Annotated in this window: 13 protein-coding genes; 3 read left to right on the top strand and 10 right to left on the bottom strand. The window is 61.3% G+C overall.

The annotated features are described in order from the left end of the window. Window positions 1-4 precede the first annotated feature (4 nt). From mutL to ACURWW_RS03700, 4 genes are all read right to left on the bottom strand, one after another. The gene (mutL, locus tag ACURWW_RS03715) at window positions 5-1,828 is read right to left on the bottom strand and encodes a DNA mismatch repair endonuclease MutL (protein ID WP_445615680.1); all 1,824 of its coding nucleotides are present in this window, start codon (window positions 1,826-1,828) and stop codon (window positions 5-7) included. A gap of 30 nt (window positions 1,829-1,858) precedes the next feature. Beyond that, window positions 1,859-3,196: an N-acetylmuramoyl-L-alanine amidase gene (locus ACURWW_RS03710; RefSeq protein WP_445615679.1), complete on the bottom strand. Its 1,338-nt coding sequence runs from the start codon at window positions 3,194-3,196 to the stop codon at window positions 1,859-1,861. A gap of 112 nt (window positions 3,197-3,308) precedes the next feature. Beyond that, window positions 3,309-3,824, bottom strand: a complete 516-nt coding sequence (tsaE, locus tag ACURWW_RS03705) for a tRNA (adenosine(37)-N6)-threonylcarbamoyltransferase complex ATPase subunit type 1 TsaE (protein ID WP_445615678.1) — start codon at window positions 3,822-3,824, stop codon at window positions 3,309-3,311. After that, window positions 3,821-5,335: an NAD(P)H-hydrate dehydratase gene (locus ACURWW_RS03700; protein ID WP_445615677.1), complete on the bottom strand. Its 1,515-nt coding sequence runs from the start codon at window positions 5,333-5,335 to the stop codon at window positions 3,821-3,823. The genes tsaE and ACURWW_RS03700 overlap by 4 nt, the downstream gene beginning before the upstream one ends. A gap of 108 nt (window positions 5,336-5,443) precedes the next feature. Between ACURWW_RS03700 and queG the strand changes: the two genes are divergently transcribed. Further along, complete coding sequence (gene queG / locus ACURWW_RS03695) at window positions 5,444-6,526, top strand: tRNA epoxyqueuosine(34) reductase QueG (RefSeq protein ID WP_445615676.1); 1,083 nt, start codon at window positions 5,444-5,446, stop codon at window positions 6,524-6,526. Window position 6,527: 1 nt separating this feature from the next. On the opposite strand, the gene ACURWW_RS03690 is transcribed toward queG, so the two are convergent. Further along, window positions 6,528-7,391 (bottom strand): alpha/beta hydrolase, encoded by an 864-nt coding sequence (locus ACURWW_RS03690; protein WP_445615675.1) that lies wholly within the window; start codon window positions 7,389-7,391, stop codon window positions 6,528-6,530. A gap of 84 nt (window positions 7,392-7,475) precedes the next feature. Beyond that, window positions 7,476-8,021, bottom strand: coding sequence for an oligoribonuclease (orn, locus tag ACURWW_RS03685; RefSeq protein ID WP_445615674.1), 546 nt, complete (start codon window positions 8,019-8,021; stop codon window positions 7,476-7,478). Between the two features lie 203 nt (window positions 8,022-8,224). Between orn and ACURWW_RS03680 the strand changes: the two genes are divergently transcribed. Then, window positions 8,225-9,031 (top strand): rhodanese-like domain-containing protein, encoded by an 807-nt coding sequence (locus ACURWW_RS03680; protein ID WP_445615673.1) that lies wholly within the window; start codon window positions 8,225-8,227, stop codon window positions 9,029-9,031. 13 nt (window positions 9,032-9,044) lie between these two features. Next, on the top strand, window positions 9,045-9,983 hold the full coding sequence (gene asd, locus ACURWW_RS03675; RefSeq protein WP_445615672.1) for an archaetidylserine decarboxylase: 939 nt from the start codon (window positions 9,045-9,047) through the stop codon (window positions 9,981-9,983). On the opposite strand, the gene ACURWW_RS03670 is transcribed toward asd, so the two are convergent. From ACURWW_RS03670 to gltB, 4 genes are all read right to left on the bottom strand, one after another. Continuing rightward, window positions 9,973-11,361: an HD-GYP domain-containing protein gene (locus ACURWW_RS03670; protein WP_445615671.1), complete on the bottom strand. Its 1,389-nt coding sequence runs from the start codon at window positions 11,359-11,361 to the stop codon at window positions 9,973-9,975. The genes asd and ACURWW_RS03670 overlap by 11 nt on opposite strands. Before the next feature lie 157 nt (window positions 11,362-11,518). Beyond that, the gene (hemE, locus tag ACURWW_RS03665; protein ID WP_445615670.1) at window positions 11,519-12,592 is read right to left on the bottom strand and encodes a uroporphyrinogen decarboxylase; all 1,074 of its coding nucleotides are present in this window, start codon (window positions 12,590-12,592) and stop codon (window positions 11,519-11,521) included. A 16-nt stretch (window positions 12,593-12,608) separates the two neighbouring features. Next, window positions 12,609-14,027: an FAD-dependent oxidoreductase gene (locus ACURWW_RS03660; RefSeq protein WP_445615669.1), complete on the bottom strand. Its 1,419-nt coding sequence runs from the start codon at window positions 14,025-14,027 to the stop codon at window positions 12,609-12,611. Window positions 14,028-14,057: 30 nt separating this feature from the next. Then, window positions 14,058-18,506: a glutamate synthase large subunit gene (gene gltB / locus ACURWW_RS03655; RefSeq protein ID WP_445615668.1), complete on the bottom strand. Its 4,449-nt coding sequence runs from the start codon at window positions 18,504-18,506 to the stop codon at window positions 14,058-14,060. Window positions 18,507-18,822 lie beyond the last annotated feature (316 nt).

Raw genomic sequence — 18,822 nt, 5'->3', positions numbered from 1 at the left:
CTGATTATCGTCCCCGCAGGAACAGCTTGTCCAACTCATCCAGACCGAGGGCGGTCCAGGTGGGACGGCCGTGGTTGCACTGGCCACTGCGTTCGGTGGCCTCCATGTCCCGCAACAGTGCATTCATCTCAGGGATGGTGAGCTTGCGGTTGGCGCGAACCGAACCGTGGCAGGCCATGGTGCTGAGGATTTCATGCAGGTGCTGGCGGATCCGTTCACTGCTGCCGTGCTCCACAATGTCCGCCAGCACGTCCCGCACTAATTGCTCCACGTTGCTGCGGTCCAGTAGCGCGGGAATCTGCCGCACCAGCAGAGTTTCCGGTCCCGCACGCTGCAGTTCAAAACCAAGCGACTGAAAGATGTTCGGGTGGGCCTCGGCGGCGTCAGCCTCTTTCTGACTGACCGCAATGGACTGGGGAACCAGCAGGGGCTGGGCCCGTATGCCCTCCTCGGAAAATGCGCATTTCATCCGTTCGTAGGTGATCCGCTCGTGGGCCGCGTGCATATCCACGACCACCAGGCCCTGGGCGTTTTCCGCAAGAATGTAGATGCCCTTCAATTGAGCGATCGCGTACCCGAGGGGAGGAATATGCGCGTCCTCTCCAGGGGTTTGCCGAGGCTCCACCTCGGCTGCGGCCACTTGCGGCTGGTGCAGCGCCTCATAGAGCCGCATACCTTCCCGCACCTGCTCCACTGCGGGGTTGGGGCGCGAGAAGAAATTCATGGGCTGCTGTTGGCGCGGGCCCTCCGCAACGCCGGAGGTCGGGGCGCGAACAGGCGCCTCCGTCACAAGCTGGGGAGCTTCGTGATTGCCGGGCCGCAGGTCCGCCAGGGCCCGGTGCAGGCTCCGGTACAGGAAGTCATGGACCAGGCGACCGTCCCGAAAGCGCACCTCGTGCTTGGTGGGATGAACATTCACGTCCACTGTTGCGGGTTCCAGGTCGAGGTTCAGCACATACGCGGGATGGCGCCCGTGATAAAGAACGTCCGCATAAGCCTGGCGCACCGCGTGGCTTACCACCTTGTCGCGGATCGCCCGCCCGTTCACATAGAAATATTGCAGATCCGCCTGGCTACGGGAAAAGGTTGGTTCCGCAACCCACCCCCACAGGCGCAGGCCGCTGTGCTCCACCTCGATCGCCACGGCCTTGTCCATAAAGGCCGGCCCGCAGACCTGGGCGACCCGCCGCTCCTGTTCAGCCTGAGTCCGGGCCGGACGAAACTGGTGAACCACGCGATTGTTGTGCTTGAGCTGAAACAGAACATCGAAATGGGCCAGGGCCAGCTTTTTGACCACATCTTCTATGCGCCCGAATTCCGTTTTCTCCGTACGCATGAACTTGCGACGGGCCGGGGTATTGAAGAACAGGTCCTTCACCTCGACGGTTGTGCCCCGCGGGTGGGCGGTGGGCGCCACTTCAGCCTCCATCTCGCGCCCGGCTGCGAAAACTTGCCAACCCTCGCCCTGGTCCGCCGTGTTGCTGGAGAGCAGCAGACGGGAAACAGAGCTGATGCTCGCCAGGGCCTCTCCGCGGAAACCGAGTGTGGCAACTGCTTCCAGGTCGTCCAGATCCAGAATCTTGCTGGTGGCATGGCGACTGAGGGCAAGAGAGAGATCGTCTCGCGCAATGCCGTGGCCGTTATCGCGAACCCGCATCAATTTCACGCCGCCCTGCTCCACATCGATTTCGATCTGCGTGGCCCCTGCGTCGAGGCTGTTTTCCAGCAGTTCCTTGATGACAGACGCGGGTCGCTCGACCACCTCACCGGCGGCAATCTGGTTGGATAAACGAGGGCTGAGTCGCTGGATTCGCCGGGAAGTAGTCACAAAAATCAGGGCTGCTGTCGATGGAGAATTTCAGGAAGTGGGTATTTTCAGGCGCTGACCCACGCGGATGACGGTATCGTTGAGCTCGTTGGCCGATAAGAGCTCGGACAGGGGCACATTATATTGCTCGGCGATACCGGACAAGGTTTCGCCGCGGGAAATAACATGTTCGCCAAAACCATTGCTCTGCCGCCACGCCAGATAAGTGCCGGGCGGTGGAGTCTGGTTGAAGTAGTTCTGAATGCCGGAGAAGATGGTCCGGGCCAGTTCGCGGCGGTAGGTGGGTGTGCTGAGGCGCTTCGCCTCCCCGGGGTTGGAGATAAATCCGGTCTCCACAAGCAGCGAAGGCATGTCGGGCGAACGGAGGACCGCAAAATCCGCCTGCTCCACATTCCGTTTGTGGAGCTTGGCAATACCGCCCATTGCGCGCAGGATCTGATCACCCACCTGCAAGCTGGAGCTGAGCGTTGCGGTCATCGAGAGGTCGAGCAGCATCCCGGCCAGCACTTCGTCCTTGTCGCTCAGGCTGACAGTGCCAACACCACCGATGAGGTCCGCTTCGTTCTCCCGCTGCGCCAGGTAGCGGGCGGTCTCACTGGTGGCGCGCCGACCGTGGGGGTTCAGCGCAAAAACGGACGCACCTCGGGCGCTTTTGTGCTTGAACGCGTCCGCGTGAATGGACACAAACAGGTCCGCGCGTTTTTTCCTCGCAATGTTGCGTCGCTCCTTGAGAGCGATTGCGTAATCGCCGTCGCGAATCAATTCCGCCCGATAACCGGGCGTAGCATCGACAATCTTTGCCAGCTGACGACTGATATCCAGCACCACGTCCTTTTCGTAAACCCGGTTGCTGCCGATGGCTCCCGGGTCTTCACCGCCGTGCCCCGCATCGATGGCAATCACGATGTCACGGCGCTCGCCGGAATTTGCATCCACCACCTCCATTGCGGGAATGGCGCCCGCATTCAGGTCGTCGAAATCGATAACCAGGCGATCGCTCTTGTCCGCGTGGCGGGCCAGCATAAAGCTATTGGTCTTTACCTTGTCCCCGAGATCGAAAACCACCCGCAAGTCGCCGCCGTTGCGAACGCCCGAACGGATCTTTCGGATGGGGGTTCCGGCGAGCGATACATCCTCGAGTGAGGTGCCGAGCGCGGTGGAACGAATATCCACCACAAGCCTGCGCGGGTTGTCGAGGGAAAACACCGAGTGTTCTACCGGGCCGCTCAGGTCAAAAACAACGCGGGTACTGTCGGGCGCGCGCCACAGGCGCACACTCTCCACCGTCTCGCCGGCAAAACTGATGGAACTCCATGCGGCGATCAGGCAGAGGAAAACCCAATGGCAGACGACCTGCAATCGATTCATCTCATACTCGCATCATGGGGTGATCTGAAAGTTCGGGCCGCAGCCGCGGGTTTGCGCCGAACGAGCCGGCCTGTTGTTGTCCGTATGCTTGAGTTTCTTTCAAGTGTTTTGTTCAATCGTTGTGATGACCACGTTCGAGTTTTGCCCGCAGTTTTCTCAGAATATCTTTGCCCCGGTCGGTGGTGGCCACCAGGTCGGACCGTCGATGCGGCTTGGTGGCCGGTCCGGCAACTGCAACTTTAACCTGTAAGTCGGGGTTGGGCAAAATGCCGGCGCCCCGTTCCGGCCACTCGATCAGACACAGATTTTGCGCAGCGAAGTAATCCCGGATTCCCACGTATTCCAGTTCCTCTGGATCACCCAATCGGTACAGGTCGAAATGATAGACGTGCCGGGGCTCCAGTTCGTACGCTTCCACCAGGGTATAGGTGGGGCTTTTTACCGCGCCCTGGTGCCCAAACGCTCTCAGAACCCCCCGGCACAAGGTTGTTTTACCGGCTCCAAGCGTGCCCTCCAGAAAGATGACACCGCCTTCCGTGACCGCCTCCCCGAGGCTGCGGCCGAGAGCGACAGTGGCGTCCTCGTCCGCCAGATCGATTGACAGCTGGTCGCCTTTTCGGGGCATCATGAGTTCACCAGTTTTCGTAAATGAGGGAGCAAGTCGGTTGCGAGCATGCCTCGCTCGCCGCCCTCCGCAGCCGCGAGGTCCGCGGCGCTGCCGTGCAGCAATACAGCCAGTTCTGCCGCCCGGTCCGGATCAAGGCCCTGGGCCAACAGGGCGCCGGTCACACCGCTGAGAATGTCACCCATCCCGCCACTGGCCATACCCGGATTACCCACATCCGCGACGGCCACGGGGCCATCCGGCTCGGCACTGGCTACCAGACTCCCCGCGCCCTTCAGGACAACAGTGGCCTTGAAGCGGCGACGAAGCCGGTCTACGGCCGCGAAGCGATCCACTTGTATTTGGCCGATGGTGCATTCCAGCAACCGGCCCGCCTCGCCCGGATGAGGCGTGAGCACCCAGCCGGAAGGTCGTCCGGAATACGCAGCGGGGTGTTCAGCAATGATGTTCAGGGCGTCCGCATCGACCACCAGGGGCAGGTTACTGTTCCAGGCCGCCCGCCACAGATCTCTGGACCAGTCCGACTGCCCCAGGCCGGGGCCCGCCACAATGACGCTGGCCCGGTCAAGGAGCGGCTCCAGTTCACCCGCGTTGTTGATTCCCCGAACCATCAGTTCCGGCCGGTGGGCGAGAAACACCGCGCAGTGCTGGGGGCGCGTAGCCACCGAGACCAGCCCGGCCCCGAGCCGGGCGGCAGCTTCCGCGGCCATGAGAGCGGCGCCGCCCATGCCCAGATCACCGCCCAGGACCAGCACGTGGCCGAATCGGCCCTTGTGGGCATCCTGCTCCCGCGGACGAAGCCAACGGCGAGCTTGTTCGAGCTCGGCCAGGTGGGTGCAGGCTGGCACCTGATCGTACACGGTTTGTGGCACCTCCAGCGTGGAGAACTCAAGACGGCCAACCAGTGCCGGCGCACGCCCGGTGAAGAGCCCACGCTTCATGCCGATAAAGGTGGTCGTAAGAGCGGCACGAATACAGGCGCCTGCCGACTGCCCCGTGTCCGGATTGAGTCCGGAGGGCAGATCCACCGCCAGCACCGGCAACCGGCTTGTGTTGATTGCTTCGATGGCCGCCGCGTAATCGCCACGAGGAGCGCCCTGGGCGCCGGTGCCCAGCAGCGCGTCGACAACAACACCACGGTCGAGCTGAAGTTCGCTTCGAAGACGCTCCATGGAAACGCCGGCCTCGTAAGCGAAATCCCGCGCCCGCGCCGCGTCGCCTTTGAGTGTATCGGGGTCGCCTACCTGAATCAGCCGAACCGGAACGTTTTGCTGCGCCGCCAAAGCTGCGACAATATAACCGTCTCCGGCATTGTTACCCGCGCCGCAAAAAACATGCACCTGATCCGGTACCGGCCAGCGTTCGCAGAGGGTCTGCCAGGCAAACCGGGCTGCGCGCTTCATCAGGACGATGCCGGGAATCCCGTGCTCTTCAATGGCAATACGGTCCAGCTCGCGGCATTGCGCTGCGCTGTAAACGGCATTGGATGGGTCGCGGAACGCGGCACGGGGCATGGGAGCGCAGCCTCACTGATTCTCTCGCCGGGCGGAGTGGAGAGCGGTCAGTATAAAGTGAAACTCGTCCGGAATTAACCACCCCGCCCGCATCTCCAGGCATCTGTCATGAAACACGACCTAGACTATGTAGAGCTTGCCGCCCAGATCAAAACCTGGGGGCAGGAACTGGGCTTCCAGCAAGTGGGCATCGCGGACGTTGATCTCACTGTTCACGAGGATCGCCTGAAACAGTGGCTCGCCAAGGGCTACCAGGGAGAAATGGAGTGGATGGGCGAACACGGCAACAAGCGATCCCGACCGCAGGAGCTGCTCCCCGGCACCATGCGGGTCATCTCGGCGCGGATGGATTACCTGCCCGGCGACGACAGGCCGCTGGAAACGCTCGGGGACGGCGGGAAAGCCTACATTTCCCGATACGCCCTGGGCCGCGACTACCACAAGCTGGTTCGCAAGCGTCTCGCCAAACTGGCCACCAGAATCGCGGACGCAGTGGAGGTGGAAACGCACCAGCGGCCGTTTGTGGACAGCGCGCCGGTTCTGGAACGGGCACTCGCCGAAAAGGCCGGACTCGGATGGATCGGCAAGAGCTGCATGCTGATCAACAACAAGGCCGGCACCTGGTTCTTTCTTGGAGAACTGTTCACCAACCTGCCACTACCGGTCGAAGAGGCGGCTGCCAGCAATCACTGCGGCACCTGCCGGGCCTGCCTTGATGTTTGCCCGACCCAGGCCTTTGTCGGTCCCTACGAGCTCGACGCGCGCAAATGCATTTCCTATCTCACGATTGAGCACAAAGGCAGTATCCCGGAGCCGCTCCGTGCCGCCATGGGCAATCGCGTATTCGGGTGCGACGACTGCCAGCTGGTTTGTCCCTGGAACAAATTCGCGCAGCCCACAGACGAGAACGATTTCAAACCGCGGCACAATCTGTCCGCGTCGCACTTGGTTGATTTATTCAATTGGAGCGAGGAGGAATTTCTGCAACGAACGGAAGGCTCTGCGATTCGCCGGATCGGATACGAGCGCTGGCTGAGGAATCTTGCCATCGCTCTCGGCAACGGCCCGTCGACGAAGGATGCGGTCCAGGCCTTACAGGCGCGCGTCGATCACCACTCTCCCGTGGTGCGGGAACACGTGGCGTGGGCCCTGGATCAGCATCGGCAACCGGTTCGGTGGGACGCGCGGTAAATCAGCGGGGGCCGCGCAGATAGCGGTCCATGTACTCCAGGGCGTCGCCCACAGTAGCTGCCCAAACCGACCACTCGTGATCACCGTCGACCACCCGATACTCCACCCGCGCAGGCTGATGCTCGCGCATTACCTGATAGAAGTGAGCCGCGTGGAAGGCAATATCGAAGGTGTCGTGGTCCCCGCTGTTTATGTACAGCGGAACGACCAGGTCCTGGGATTTGTAGGCATCGATGTAGCTGGTCCAGTTGAGCGCCGACCAGACCGCCGGGGAAAGCTTCCCGTCGCGCTGGAAGACTTTATGGCGGTAGGCGGATGAATGCTCAGGCGGGAGCGGCGTGTAGACCGCGGGGCTCAGTGCCGCGCCTGCTGCAAATCGTTCGGGGAACTGCAAAATGAGATTCACGGCACCGAAACCGCCGGCAGACAACCCGGCCACCGCGCGCCCGTCCCGGCGGTCGATGGTGCGGAATTTCTTTTCGATATGGGGGATCAGATCGTCCAGCAAAGCGGTTTGCGCCGCTTCATCTTCGCCATCGGCCCACCAGCTTTCATTGTGGCCCGGCATCACGATGATCAAGGGCTTGATTCGCCCCTGATCGATCAGGTGATCGACCGTAGGCTTGATCCTGCCGGAGTTTGCCCACGACATTTCATTGCCGGTGGATCCATGCAGAAGGTATAGAACCGGGTAGTGCAGGCCGGAGTTCTCGTAATCATCAGGCAGGTAAATGGTGAAAGGGTATTCGCGATCGAGCGTGCTGGAGTCAAACGTGTGTCGGCTTAGGCTCCCCGCAAAAACCATCTGAGATGCAAGGGCGAGAAACAAAATCAGCGAGGCTCGCCCAAGGAGTTTGCGGTTCATCATTGGCTCCGGTTTTTTATTTAGTACTCAGAGGTGAAGGGCGGGAGGTATGCTTCTGTATTCACCCGAATGCGTCCCGACCGTTTACTGCATCTTGAAGAAGTGTTCCCGATAGTGGCGCAGCTCCGCAACGGAATCGCGAATGTCATCCATGGCGAGATGGCTCGAAGACTTCTTTACACCGGAAGCAATGTCAGATCGCCAGTGCTGCGCGAGAATCTTGATGCTGCTTACGTCCAGATTGCGGTAGTGGAAATAGGCTTCGAGCTCCGGCATGTACCGGGCGAGAAACCTTCGATCCTGGCAGATCGTGTTGCCGCACATGGGGGACTTCCCCTTGGGCACCCACTTCTCCAAAAACTGCAGAGTTGAACGTTCAGCGCTGGCAGTGTCGAACTGGCTCTGACGAACTCTCTCGGTCAGCCCCGACTGACCGTGTTGTCGGGTGTTCCACTCATCCATTGCGTCGAGAACCTGATCCGACTGGTGAATGGCCATCACGGGACCTTCCGCGAGAATGTCGAGCTGGGGATTGGTGATCAGGGTCGCGATCTCGATGATGCAGTCGCGCTCGGGGCTCAGGCCCGTCATTTCCAGATCGATCCAGATCAGGTTGTTATCGTCTTGCATGCCGGTGACCTTTTTCTGCAGCCCGTCGTTGATGACTCGCGTTTGCAGGCGAGCGCGCCATATTAGCAATTCTCCAGAGGCCAGCCAAATTGACCCTGGATCTGCTATTCTAGCCGGGATATTGTGGCCCAAACGCTTGTGATCGGCGCGCACATCACAGGCGTAGCGGGCATTCGCTACATCCCCTATCCACGGAGATCGCCATGGCCGCGCTGGAACTTCCGCTGATCGTGGAAACGGAACAGTTGAAGCCCTTGCTGGACAGTGACGACCTGATCATCGTTGATCTGTGCAGCGAACAGAGCTACGAAGATGGACACTTGCCGGGGGCGATGCACGTTTCACCCCGGGAGCTGGTTGCGGGTACACCGCCGGTGCCGGGAAACCTTCCGGAACTGGCTCAGCTCAACCATCTCTTCTCCCGTCTGGGCCTGAGTGATGACAAGCACGTGGTGGCCTACGACGATGAAGGTGGCGGCTGGGCAGGGCGGCTGATCTGGACTCTGGACATGATCGGGCACCCGCACAGCTCCTATCTGAACGGCGGCATCCGGGCCTGGCGGGCCGCGGACGGAATGCTCAGCCGGGACCTTCCCGATCCGCAATCGCGACCGGTGGAGGTCACGGTTGACGGAGATGTGTCCGCGGGCAAGGAGGACATTCTCCGCCAGTTGCGGGAGCCGGAATTTCGTGTATGGGACGCCCGAACCGCGGCGGAATACACTGGCCAGAAGCTGACTGCCGCGAAAAACGGACACATCCCCGGCGCGATTCACTGCGAATGGACCGAACTCATGGATCGATCGGCGAACCTGAAGATTCGCAGCGATGCAGAGGATTACCTGCAGCGCAAGGGCCTGACGAAGGAGCAGACCATCGTCACCCATTGTCATTCCCACCATCGGTCAGGGTTTACCTACCTGGTGGGCAAATCACTGGGCTTTAATATCAAAGCCTACCCCGGCTCCTGGGCCGAATGGGGCAACGATCCGGATACGCCGGTGGAATAATTTAAGAGGTCGCATGGCGAAAGTCTTCAGAGTTCTTTTTGTAACGATTCAACACCTGGTTCCACAACACCTGCTCTCCCGCGCAGTCGGCTGGGCCGCCGAAACAGAGTTTGCGCCGGTTCGAAAACTGTTTATCGCCATATTTATTCGCGCGTTCAAAGTGGACGTGAGTGAAGCGCGGGAAACGGACACAGACAAGTATCCCTCCTTTAATGCGTTCTTCACCCGCGAACTGAAAGATGGGGCCCGCCCCCTGTGCCCGCAGGTGGATGCAATCGCCTGTCCTGCGGACGGGCACCTCAGCGAGTTGGGTGATATCCACGGCGGGCGGCTGATCCAGGCCAAGGGGAAGGACTTCCGTCTGAAGTCGCTGCTCGGCGGGGACGAGGCTATGAGCGCGCTGTTTGCCGGAGGGAAGTTCGCCACCATTTACCTGTCCCCCCAGGACTACCATCGTGTGCACATGCCCCTGGATGCAACACTGCGCAGCATGGTGCATGTGCCCGGTCGTCTTTTTTCCGTGAATGCGGCCACCACCGAACTGGTGGACGAACTTTTTGCCCGCAATGAGCGGGTGGTTTGCCTGTTCGAGACGGAAGCGGGCCCCATGGCCATGATCCTGGTGGGCGCCATGATCTGCGCCAGTGTCGAGACCACCTGGGCAGGGTTGGTGACGCCGATCAAGAGGCAGGTGAGAACCTCACATTACCCCGGCAGCAGCGCGGAAGTAACCCTGCGCAAAGGGGAAGAGATGGGCAGATTCAAATTGGGGTCTACGGTCGTCCTGTTATTTGGTCCCGAGATGGCCCAGTGGTGCGAACACTTCCAGGCCCAGTCCCGGGTTCGCATGGGGGAGCAACTGGGTGCCTTGATTGACAGGGCAGGGGCTGGTGATCAAGAGATGGGCGATTCAGAAGCAACCCATACACAATCAGAACGGGTCAGCGATTGAAGCCCAGGATGGACAACAGCCCCCGCTTGCCGGCCACCTCGGCCACCGCTACCGGAGCATTGCTGAACAGATACTCGTCCCTGATCTGCGCGATATTCACTTCATAGGTTCCGGGTTCCAGATCCTGGGCGATCTCGATGTTTTCCAGTTCGTCCGGTGATTTTTTGCCCCGGTCCACCAGTTCCTGTTTGCGACGTTCGTCTTCCGCCAGATCCAGGAGAAGCGGTTTACGCAGCGGGTTCTTGACCGCATCCAGCACCAGCATGACCTTGGGCTTCAGGCGCCGCTCGAAATTCTGCTCTACAACAACGCCCACTTCACCCGTGTTCAACTCCACCAGGGTGCCGGTTGGATACAGGCCAATGGCCCGGATGAATTCCACAACAAGCTCTTCCTGAAACTCCGTGTTGCGCAATTCGTAGAGCCTGGCCACGGCCTTCGAAGGGGCGATCGGGTGATGGTGCCCACGGGGATTTGTGGTTTCATCGTAGTAGGTGACGATGCCGGCAATCTTGCCGAGCAAGGGAATACGGTCGCCGCTCAGATGCTGAGGGAAACCGCTGCCGTTCAGGCGTTCGCGGTGGGTCTTCACCACCGAAATCACTCTTGGCTCGATGCCTGGGGTTTCCCGCAGGATCTGGGCTCCAAGCTCCACAAAGGTTTCGTATTCCTGCTCCTCCGCCGCGCTTCGCTGAGGCTTGCGCAGGAGTTCCTGGTCGAGCTTTGTCTTTCCCACATCCTTGAGCAGGACGCCCATGGCGAGAATATCAAGTTCGCTCTTGGGCAGACCCGCGTGACGCCCGAAAAGAATGGCCCAAACGGCGGAGCGAACCGCGTGGCTGTAAGTATATTCGTCCACATCGCGGACCCGGGACAGCCAACTGAAGGCGTCGGGATTTCGGAGGATGCTGTCCACCATCTCGCTGGCAAGCCGGCGGGTTTCGGCGACCGGCACGTGTCCGCCGTCGATCTGGGTCATCACCTCACCGATGGCGAGATAGACACGCTGGTGTAGCTGTTTGGCTCTTTTGATTTCCCGCTTCAACGGCTCTTTGTCCGTATAGACATCGCGGCGAATCTTGAGGGGGGCTACGGCGACCTTGGCTGCGGACTGGCGCGCGGTGCGGATGAAAGGCTTGGGCTTCTCCCCGAACGCAGTGGCGGTCGGCTTGGGGGGGGCAGTTACCGGAGGGCGCCCCTTGATCACGTCGATATAAACGTGCCGGCAATGGGACTTCAGCTGGCGGATTTCTTCCAGATCGCGGATGTAGAAGCCTTGCAGGGGGAAGGGTGTCTGGGACCAGGGACGGTCCAGGCCGGAGATGAACATCCCTATCGCCAGTTCATTGACATCCAGTTTGACTTGCTTGATGGCCACCCAAGTGCTCCGTTGCGCGCACCCTCGCGATCGCCTCCAGGGGCCGGCCGGTGCCTGCCGCCCTTGAGCCGGGGCCTTCTCGGCTCCCGGACCAACTAATATAGCCTATGTGCGCCGGCTGCCGCCATGTTCTGGCAGCAACCGGGCATGGGAAGGGTCAGGATTCAGGCCTGTGATAGGCCGGAGACAGCTCCACGACGGCATTGATAAACGCCCCGGCCGCTTCCGGCTCCACCTCCGGGGTGATGCCGTGCCCAAGGTTGAAGATGTGGCCTGGGCCCGAGCCGTAACTGGCCAGGATTGCGGCAACCTCTTCCCGGATTCGAGGGGCATCGCTGTAGAGCACGGCGGGGTCCATGTTGCCCTGCAGTGACACCCGGTCCCCCACGCGGCTGCGCGCCTGGCCGACGTCCGTGGTCCAGTCCAGGCCCAGGCAGTGGGCTCCGCTGTCAACCATGGATTCCAGCCACTGTCCACCGCCCTTGGTGAACAGAATCACGGGGATGGTACGCCCTTCATGCTCCGAGATGAGCCCCTGGATGATGCGCTTCATGGGCGCGAGCGAGAAGCGCTGGTAAGCGGCTGCTGACAGCGCACCGCCCCAGCTATCGAAGATCTGCACCGCCTGGGCCCCAGCGCGAATCTGGGCGTTGAGGTAGTCAATGACCGAGTCGGCCAGCTTGGCCAGCAGCAGATCCATCACCTCGGGCTGGTTGTAGAGCATCCGCTTGGCCTGCCGGAAATCCCGACTGGAGCCGCCTTCGATCATATAGGTCGCCAGGGTCCAGGGGCTGCCGGAGAACCCGATCAGGGGCACGCGCCCATTGAGCTCACGCCGAATGGTACTCACCGCGTCGGTCACATAGCTGAGCTGGCTGGCGGTATCCACCACGTCCAGGGCCTCCACCTCGGCGGCACTGCGGACGGTTTTGCGGAATCGGGGGCCTTCGCCGGTTTCGAAGTAGAGCCCCAGACCCATGGCGTCCGGGATGGTGAGAATATCGGAAAACAGGATTGCCGCATCCAGCGGGTAGCGTTCCAGCGGCTGCAAGGTCACCTCGCAGGCGAGCTGAGGGTTACTGCACAGCGCCATGAAGTCGCCGGCTTTCTCGCGAGTGGCCCGGTATTCCGGGAGGTAGCGCCCGGCCTGGCGCATCATCCAGACCGGTGTGCGGTCCACGGGTTGGCGCAACAATGCGCGGAGAAAACGGTCGTTTTTCAGTTCAGTCATGGCAGCAAACTCTGGTTTATACCTTCAAATAGTCAAGTATACCCTCTGCGGCCTGACGACCCTCCCAAATTGCCGTTACCACCAGATCCGAGCCGCGCACCATGTCCCCACCGGCGAACACTTTGGGGTTGGCGGTCTGAAAGGCATAACGTTGCTGTTCCTCCGCGATGACCCCACCCCATTCGTTGATGGCGATCTGGTGATCGGGGAACCACTCCGCCGGGCTGGGACGGAAGCCGAAGGCAATCAGAACCACATCCGCGTCGAGCACCTGCTCGCTGCCGGGGACGGGTTCGGGGCGGCGCCGGCCGTTGTCATCAGGCTCGCCCAGCTCCGTGGTCACCATCTTCACGCCGCTGACCCCCGCGTCCCCCATGATGGCGATGGGCTGGCGGTTGAAGAGAAACTTGACCCCCTCCTCCCTGGCGTTGGCAACCTCCCGGCGGGACCCGGGCATGTTGTCTTCGTCCCGCCGGTAGGCGCAGGTCACACTGCTCGCTCCCTGGCGAATGGCGGTGCGAACACAGTCCATCGCGGTGTCACCACCGCCGAGAACCACAACCTTCTTGCCGGCGGTGTCGATGAAATCGGCCGGATCTTCTTCAAAGCCCAGATGCCGGTTCACGTTGGCAATCAGGAAGGGCAGCGCGTCGTGAACGCCCGCCAGATCTTCTCCGGGAAAGCCACCCTTCATGTAGGTGTAGGTGCCCATCCCCATGAACACCGCCTCGTATTCTTCAAGCAGTTCGGACATGGCAATGTCCCTGCCGACTTCAACGCCCAACCGGAACTCGATTCCCATTTCGGTGAAGATTTCGCGGCGCTTGCGCATTACCCGTTTCTCGAGCTTGAACTCGGGAATCCCGAAGGTGAGCAGCCCGCCGATTTCCGGGTAGCGGTCGAAGACCACCGGCTTGACGCCGTTACGCACCAGGACGTCCGCGCAGCCCAGGCCCGCCGGACCGGCGCCTATGACCGCCACCTTCTTGTCGGTCCAGACGCGACTGGACAAATCGGGCTTCCAGCCCATGGCGAATGCAGTGTCAGTGATGTACTTTTCCGCGTTGCCGATGGTCACCGCGCCGAAACCGTCGTTGAGCGTACAGGCGCCCTCGCAGAGGCGATCCTGGGGACACACGCGACCACACACTTCGGGCAGCGTGTTGGTCTGGTGGCAGAGCTCCACCGCCTCCATCACGTGACCCTCGGCGATCAGCTTCAACCAGTTGGGAATGTAGTTGTGCACCGGGCACTTCCACTCGCAGTAGGGATTGCCGCACTCCAGGCAACGGTGTGACTGGTCGGAAACCTCCGCGTCGGAGAACGGCTCATAAATTTCGGCGAACCGGGTTGTCCGGAGCTCCATGTCCTTTTTGGGGGGATCTTGCCGCCCCACATCCAGAAACTGAAAATCGTTATTCCGTTGTTTGCTCATAGTCGTCTCGAAATTTGCTGAGGCCCGGAGTTACTCGGCCCGGAACTTGATGGCGGCGATCAGGGTTTCCAGTTCCGCAGCCTTGGGTTTGACCAGCCAGAATTTGCCGATCCAGCCGCCGAAATTGTCCAACAGTTCGCGCCCCCATTCGCTTTCGGTTTCCCGCACGTAGTCGGCGAGAATGTCGCGCAGATGATTCTGATAGTCGGCCAGGGGGGGCGTATCAATGCGGCGGATCTCCACCGACTCACGATTGAGCTTGTCGCCGAAGCTGTTGTCTTCGTCGAGTACAAAGGCGAAACCGCCGGTCATGCCCGCACCGAAGTTGACCCCGGATGCGCCCAAAACGGTGACAATGCCGCCGGTCATGTATTCACAGCAGTGGTCACCGGCGCCTTCCACCACGGCAATGGCCCCGGAGTTGCGCACGGCGAACCGCTCGCCGGCCTGCCCGGCAGCATAGAGGCGCCCGCCCGTGGCACCGTACAGGCAGGTATTGCCCACGATGCTGGTTTTGCGGGTTTCAAACCCGGAGCCCGCAGGGGGGCGAATCATGATCTTGCCGCCGGCCATGCCCTTGCCCACGTAATCATTGGCGTCGCCTTCCAGGTAAATCTCCAGACCGCCGGCATTCCAGACCCCGAGGCTCTGGCCCGCCACCCCACTCAGGTCCAGGCGGATCGGAGCGCCGGCCATTCCCTGGTTGCCGTGCCGACGGGCGATTTCGCCGCTCAGTCGGGCACCGATGGAACGGTCACAGTTGGTGACCGTATAAGCGAAACGCCCACCGGATTTCTGATCGATGGCGGGCAGAATATCGGCCACCATACGTTCAGCCAGCAGACCTTTATCGAAAGGCTCGTTGCCTGGCTGCTTGCAGGTCTGGGGCTTGGAGCGAATCAGCTCATCGGTGTAGATGATCGGGCTCAGATCCAGGCGGTGCTGCTTGGCGGTTTCCCCTTCCAGACGTTCCAGAAGATCCACGCGACCCACCAGATCCTCCAGTTTCGCAACACCCAGGGCCGCCATGATCTCCCGGGTTTCCTCCGCCACGAAGCGAAAGAAATTAATCGCCATCTGCACAGTGCCTCGGTAGTGATCTTCCCGGAGCTTGTCGTTCTGGGTGGCCACCCCGGTCGCACAGTTGTTGAGGTGACAGATACGCAAGTACTTACACCCCAGGGCCACCATGGGAGCCGTGCCGAAACCGAAGCTCTCCGCCCCGAGGCACGCCGCTTTTACTACGTCCAGGCCGGTTTTCAGGCCACCATCGGTCTGCACCAGCACTTTGTCCCGCAGGTCGTTGGCACAGAGGGTCTGGTGGGTTTCGCTCAGACCCAGTTCCCAGGGCGAACCGGCGTAGCGGATGGAGGTCAGCGGGCTGGCTGCGGTGCCGCCGTCATAGCCGGAGATGGTGATCAGGTCCGCGTAGGCCTTGGCCACACCTGCGGCGATGGTGCCCACACCCGGACGCGACACCAGCTTTACGGAGACCAGGGCCTGGGGATTCACCTGCTTCAGGTCGTAGATGAGCTGGGCCAGATCTTCGATGGAGTAAATGTCGTGGTGCGGCGGGGGCGATATCAGAGTGACGCCCGGCACCGAGTAGCGCAGCCGGGCAATCAGTGCATTGACCTTGCCCCCCGGGAGCTGGCCACCTTCGCCCGGCTTGGCGCCCTGGGCGATCTTGATCTGCATGACTTCAGCGTTGATCAGGTATTCGGGGGTAACACCGAAGCGGCCGGACGCCACCTGCTTGATCTTGGAGCTCTTGATAGTGCCGTAGCGAGCCGGATCTTCACCGCCTTCGCCGCTGTTGGAGCGGCCACCGATGGTGTTCATGGCTTCCGCCAGGGCCTCGTGGGCTTCCGGAGACAGTGCCCCGAGGGACATGCCCGCGGAATCGAAGCGCTTGAGGATGCTCTCCACCGGTTCCACTTGTTCCAGTGGGATCGGCTCCGCGTCCGAGCGCAGCACCATCAGATCCCGCAGAGTGGCCACGGGTCGCTCGTTGATCAGGGCCGCGCAGTCTCGCCAGGCGCTGTAGTCGCCCGTGGTGACGGCCTTGTGCAGCGCCTGGACCACATCCGGGTTAAAGGCGTGATACTCCTGACCATGGACAAACTTGAGCAGGCCGCCGGGGCTGATGGGGCGCCGCGCAATCCAGGCCTGCTCCGCAAGGATTTTCTGGTCTTCCTCGAGGGCCGCAAAATCGGCGCCGTGGATACGGCTGGCAGTACCGGAAAAGCACAGGTCGATCACCTCCGGGTCGAGCCCCACGGCTTCGAAAAGCTGAGCACCGCGGTAGGAGGCAACGGTGGAGATCCCCATTTTCGAGAGGATCTTCATGAGCCCCTTGTTCAGGCCCTTGCGGTAGTTCTTGTAGGCGGTCTCCCGATCCAGGATCACCTCATCGCGGGCGATCAGATCGTCGATCATCGCGTAACTCAGATAGGGATAAACGGCGGTCGCACCATAGCCGACCAGCGCTGCAATCTGGTGAGGGTCCCGCGCGGTGGCTGTTTCCACCAGCAGGTTGGATTCGCAGCGCAGGCCCTCGTGAATCAGGCGGTGGTGGGCCGCGCCGGTGGCCAGCAGGGCGTGAACGGGCAGACTCCCCTGCACCAGGTCGCGATCCGAGAGAATGACCGTTACCGCTCCACCGCGAACCGCGGCGACCACTGCGTCGGTCAATTGCTCGATGGTCTCCCGCAGGGTCTGCTGCTGCGGGTCGTAATGCAGGGAGAAACGGGCCGATGTGTAGTCAGGCCGATCCAGGGCTTCAATCGCGGCGAATTTGGCTGGCGTCAGCACCGGCGAGCCGATGATGAGCCGGTTGGCATGGCTCTCCGTTTGCTCGAAGACCGACTCTTCGCGTCCCAGACAGGTTTCCAAAGACATCACGATCGCTTCCCGCAGGGGGTCGATGGGCGGGTTGGTCACCTGTGCAAACTGCTGACGGAAGTAGTCGTAGAGCGGGCGCTGGGTCTGGGAAAGCACGGCCATCGGGGTGTCGTCCCCCATGGAGCCGGTGGCCTCCTGGCCTGCGGACGCGAGCGGTCGCATCACCTGATCGCGCTCCTCGAAAGTGGCCTGGTACATTTTCATGTAGGTGCTGAGCTGAGCAGGTTCCAGAGGGAGCTCGGCCGCCTCCTGGTTGACGGTGTTTTCCAGCCGCAGAGAATTTTTGTCGAGCCACGCCCGGTAGGGGTTTCCGGCGATCAGCAGCTCGTCCACATCCGGTGTGTGCAGCAATTGCCCGGTGGCAGTGTCCACCGACAGGATCTGACCCGGGCCAACGCGACCCTTCGCCACCACGTCTTCCGGCTTGTAGTCGTACACGCCGATCTCGGAAGCGACGGTAATCAGGTCGTCCTTGGTGATGACCCAACGGGAGGGCCGCAGACCGTTTCGGTCCAGAGTACACACGGCGTAACGACCGTCGGTGATCACCAGCCCGGCGGGACCGTCCCAGGGTTCAATATGCTTTGAGTTGAATTCGTAGAACGCGCGCAACTCGGGGTCCATGTGCTCCACGTTCTGCCACGCTGGAGGCACCAGCATTCGGATTGCACGGTACAGCTCCATACCGCCAGTGAGCAGCACCTCGAGCATGTTGTCGAGGCTGGACGAGTCCGACCCGCTGCGATTGACCAGCGGTGCAACCTCGTCCAGATCGGGCAGCAGGTCGGTCACAAACTTGGACCTGCGCGCCTGGGACCAGTTGCGGTTGCCCATGATGGTATTGATTTCGCCATTGTGGGCCAGCATGCGGAAAGGCTGGGCCAGTGGCCACCTGGGCATGGTGTTGGTGGAAAAACGCTGATGGAAAACGCAAATGCCTGTTTCCAGCCGAGGATCGGCAAGATCAGGGAAGAATTTGGGAAGATCCACCGGCATGGTGAGACCTTTGTAGGAGACAACCTTGGCGCTCAGGCTGGACACGTAAAAGTCCGGGTCGTCGGTCAACCGGAGCTCCGCCTTGCGGCGCGCCATGAAAAGTCTGGCGGCCAGCCGCCCCTCGCTGATATCACCGGCATTCACGAATACCTGCACGAATTCCGGCATGGTCGACAAGGCGATGGTGCCGAGGCAGTCGGGATTTGTGGGGACCTTCCGCCAACAGGCGACGCTCAAGTCCTGAGCCTCCAACTCCTCTGTCAGAACGGCCCTGGCCTGCTCGGCTTGCGCACTGTCGCGACTGAGCATGAGGCTGCCCACACCGTAGCGCGGACTGAGTTCTACGCCGCACTCCTGCGCCGCAACAGCGCGGAAGAATCCGTCGGGCTTCTGCAACAGCAAGCCGCAGCCATCTCCGGTTTTCTGATCCGCACCGATCGCGCCGCGGTGCGTCATGCAGGTGAGAGCCTCGATGGCGGTCTTCAACAAGCGGTGGCTGGGTTCGCCTCGAAGGTGGGCAATCAACCCGAAGCCGCAGTTGTCTTTGAATTCGTCGAGATTATAGAGGCCGGTAGTCATGGGCGTGTCTTCCAAGAGTGTGTTGCGTCAGAGGCTGCTCAGCACGACCGAAGCTGGCACGGCGTGGTGCCGGGGCGCGGCCTTCTCTCGGGGTTGAAGTGCCCCTCGAAATGCAAAGAAGAGAGGATGCGGGTTGCATTGCATTGGGATGCGATCACAACCGTCGTGGGCAGCTGTGTCGGGTCGATCGCCGGTCCTTGGAACCGATCGAACCCGGCCCCAGACAAAAAAGCCCCTGAAAGAGGGGCTTGGTTTTAAATGGGCGGGAGATATTACCTGCCGATCCGGACCTTGACAAGAAAAAAATAAAGCTAGG

It is taken from the genome of Gilvimarinus sp. F26214L (assembly GCF_054401055.1).
Note: the sequence above shows the minus strand (reverse complement) of the source record. Positions and strands in the feature narration are given on the sequence as shown.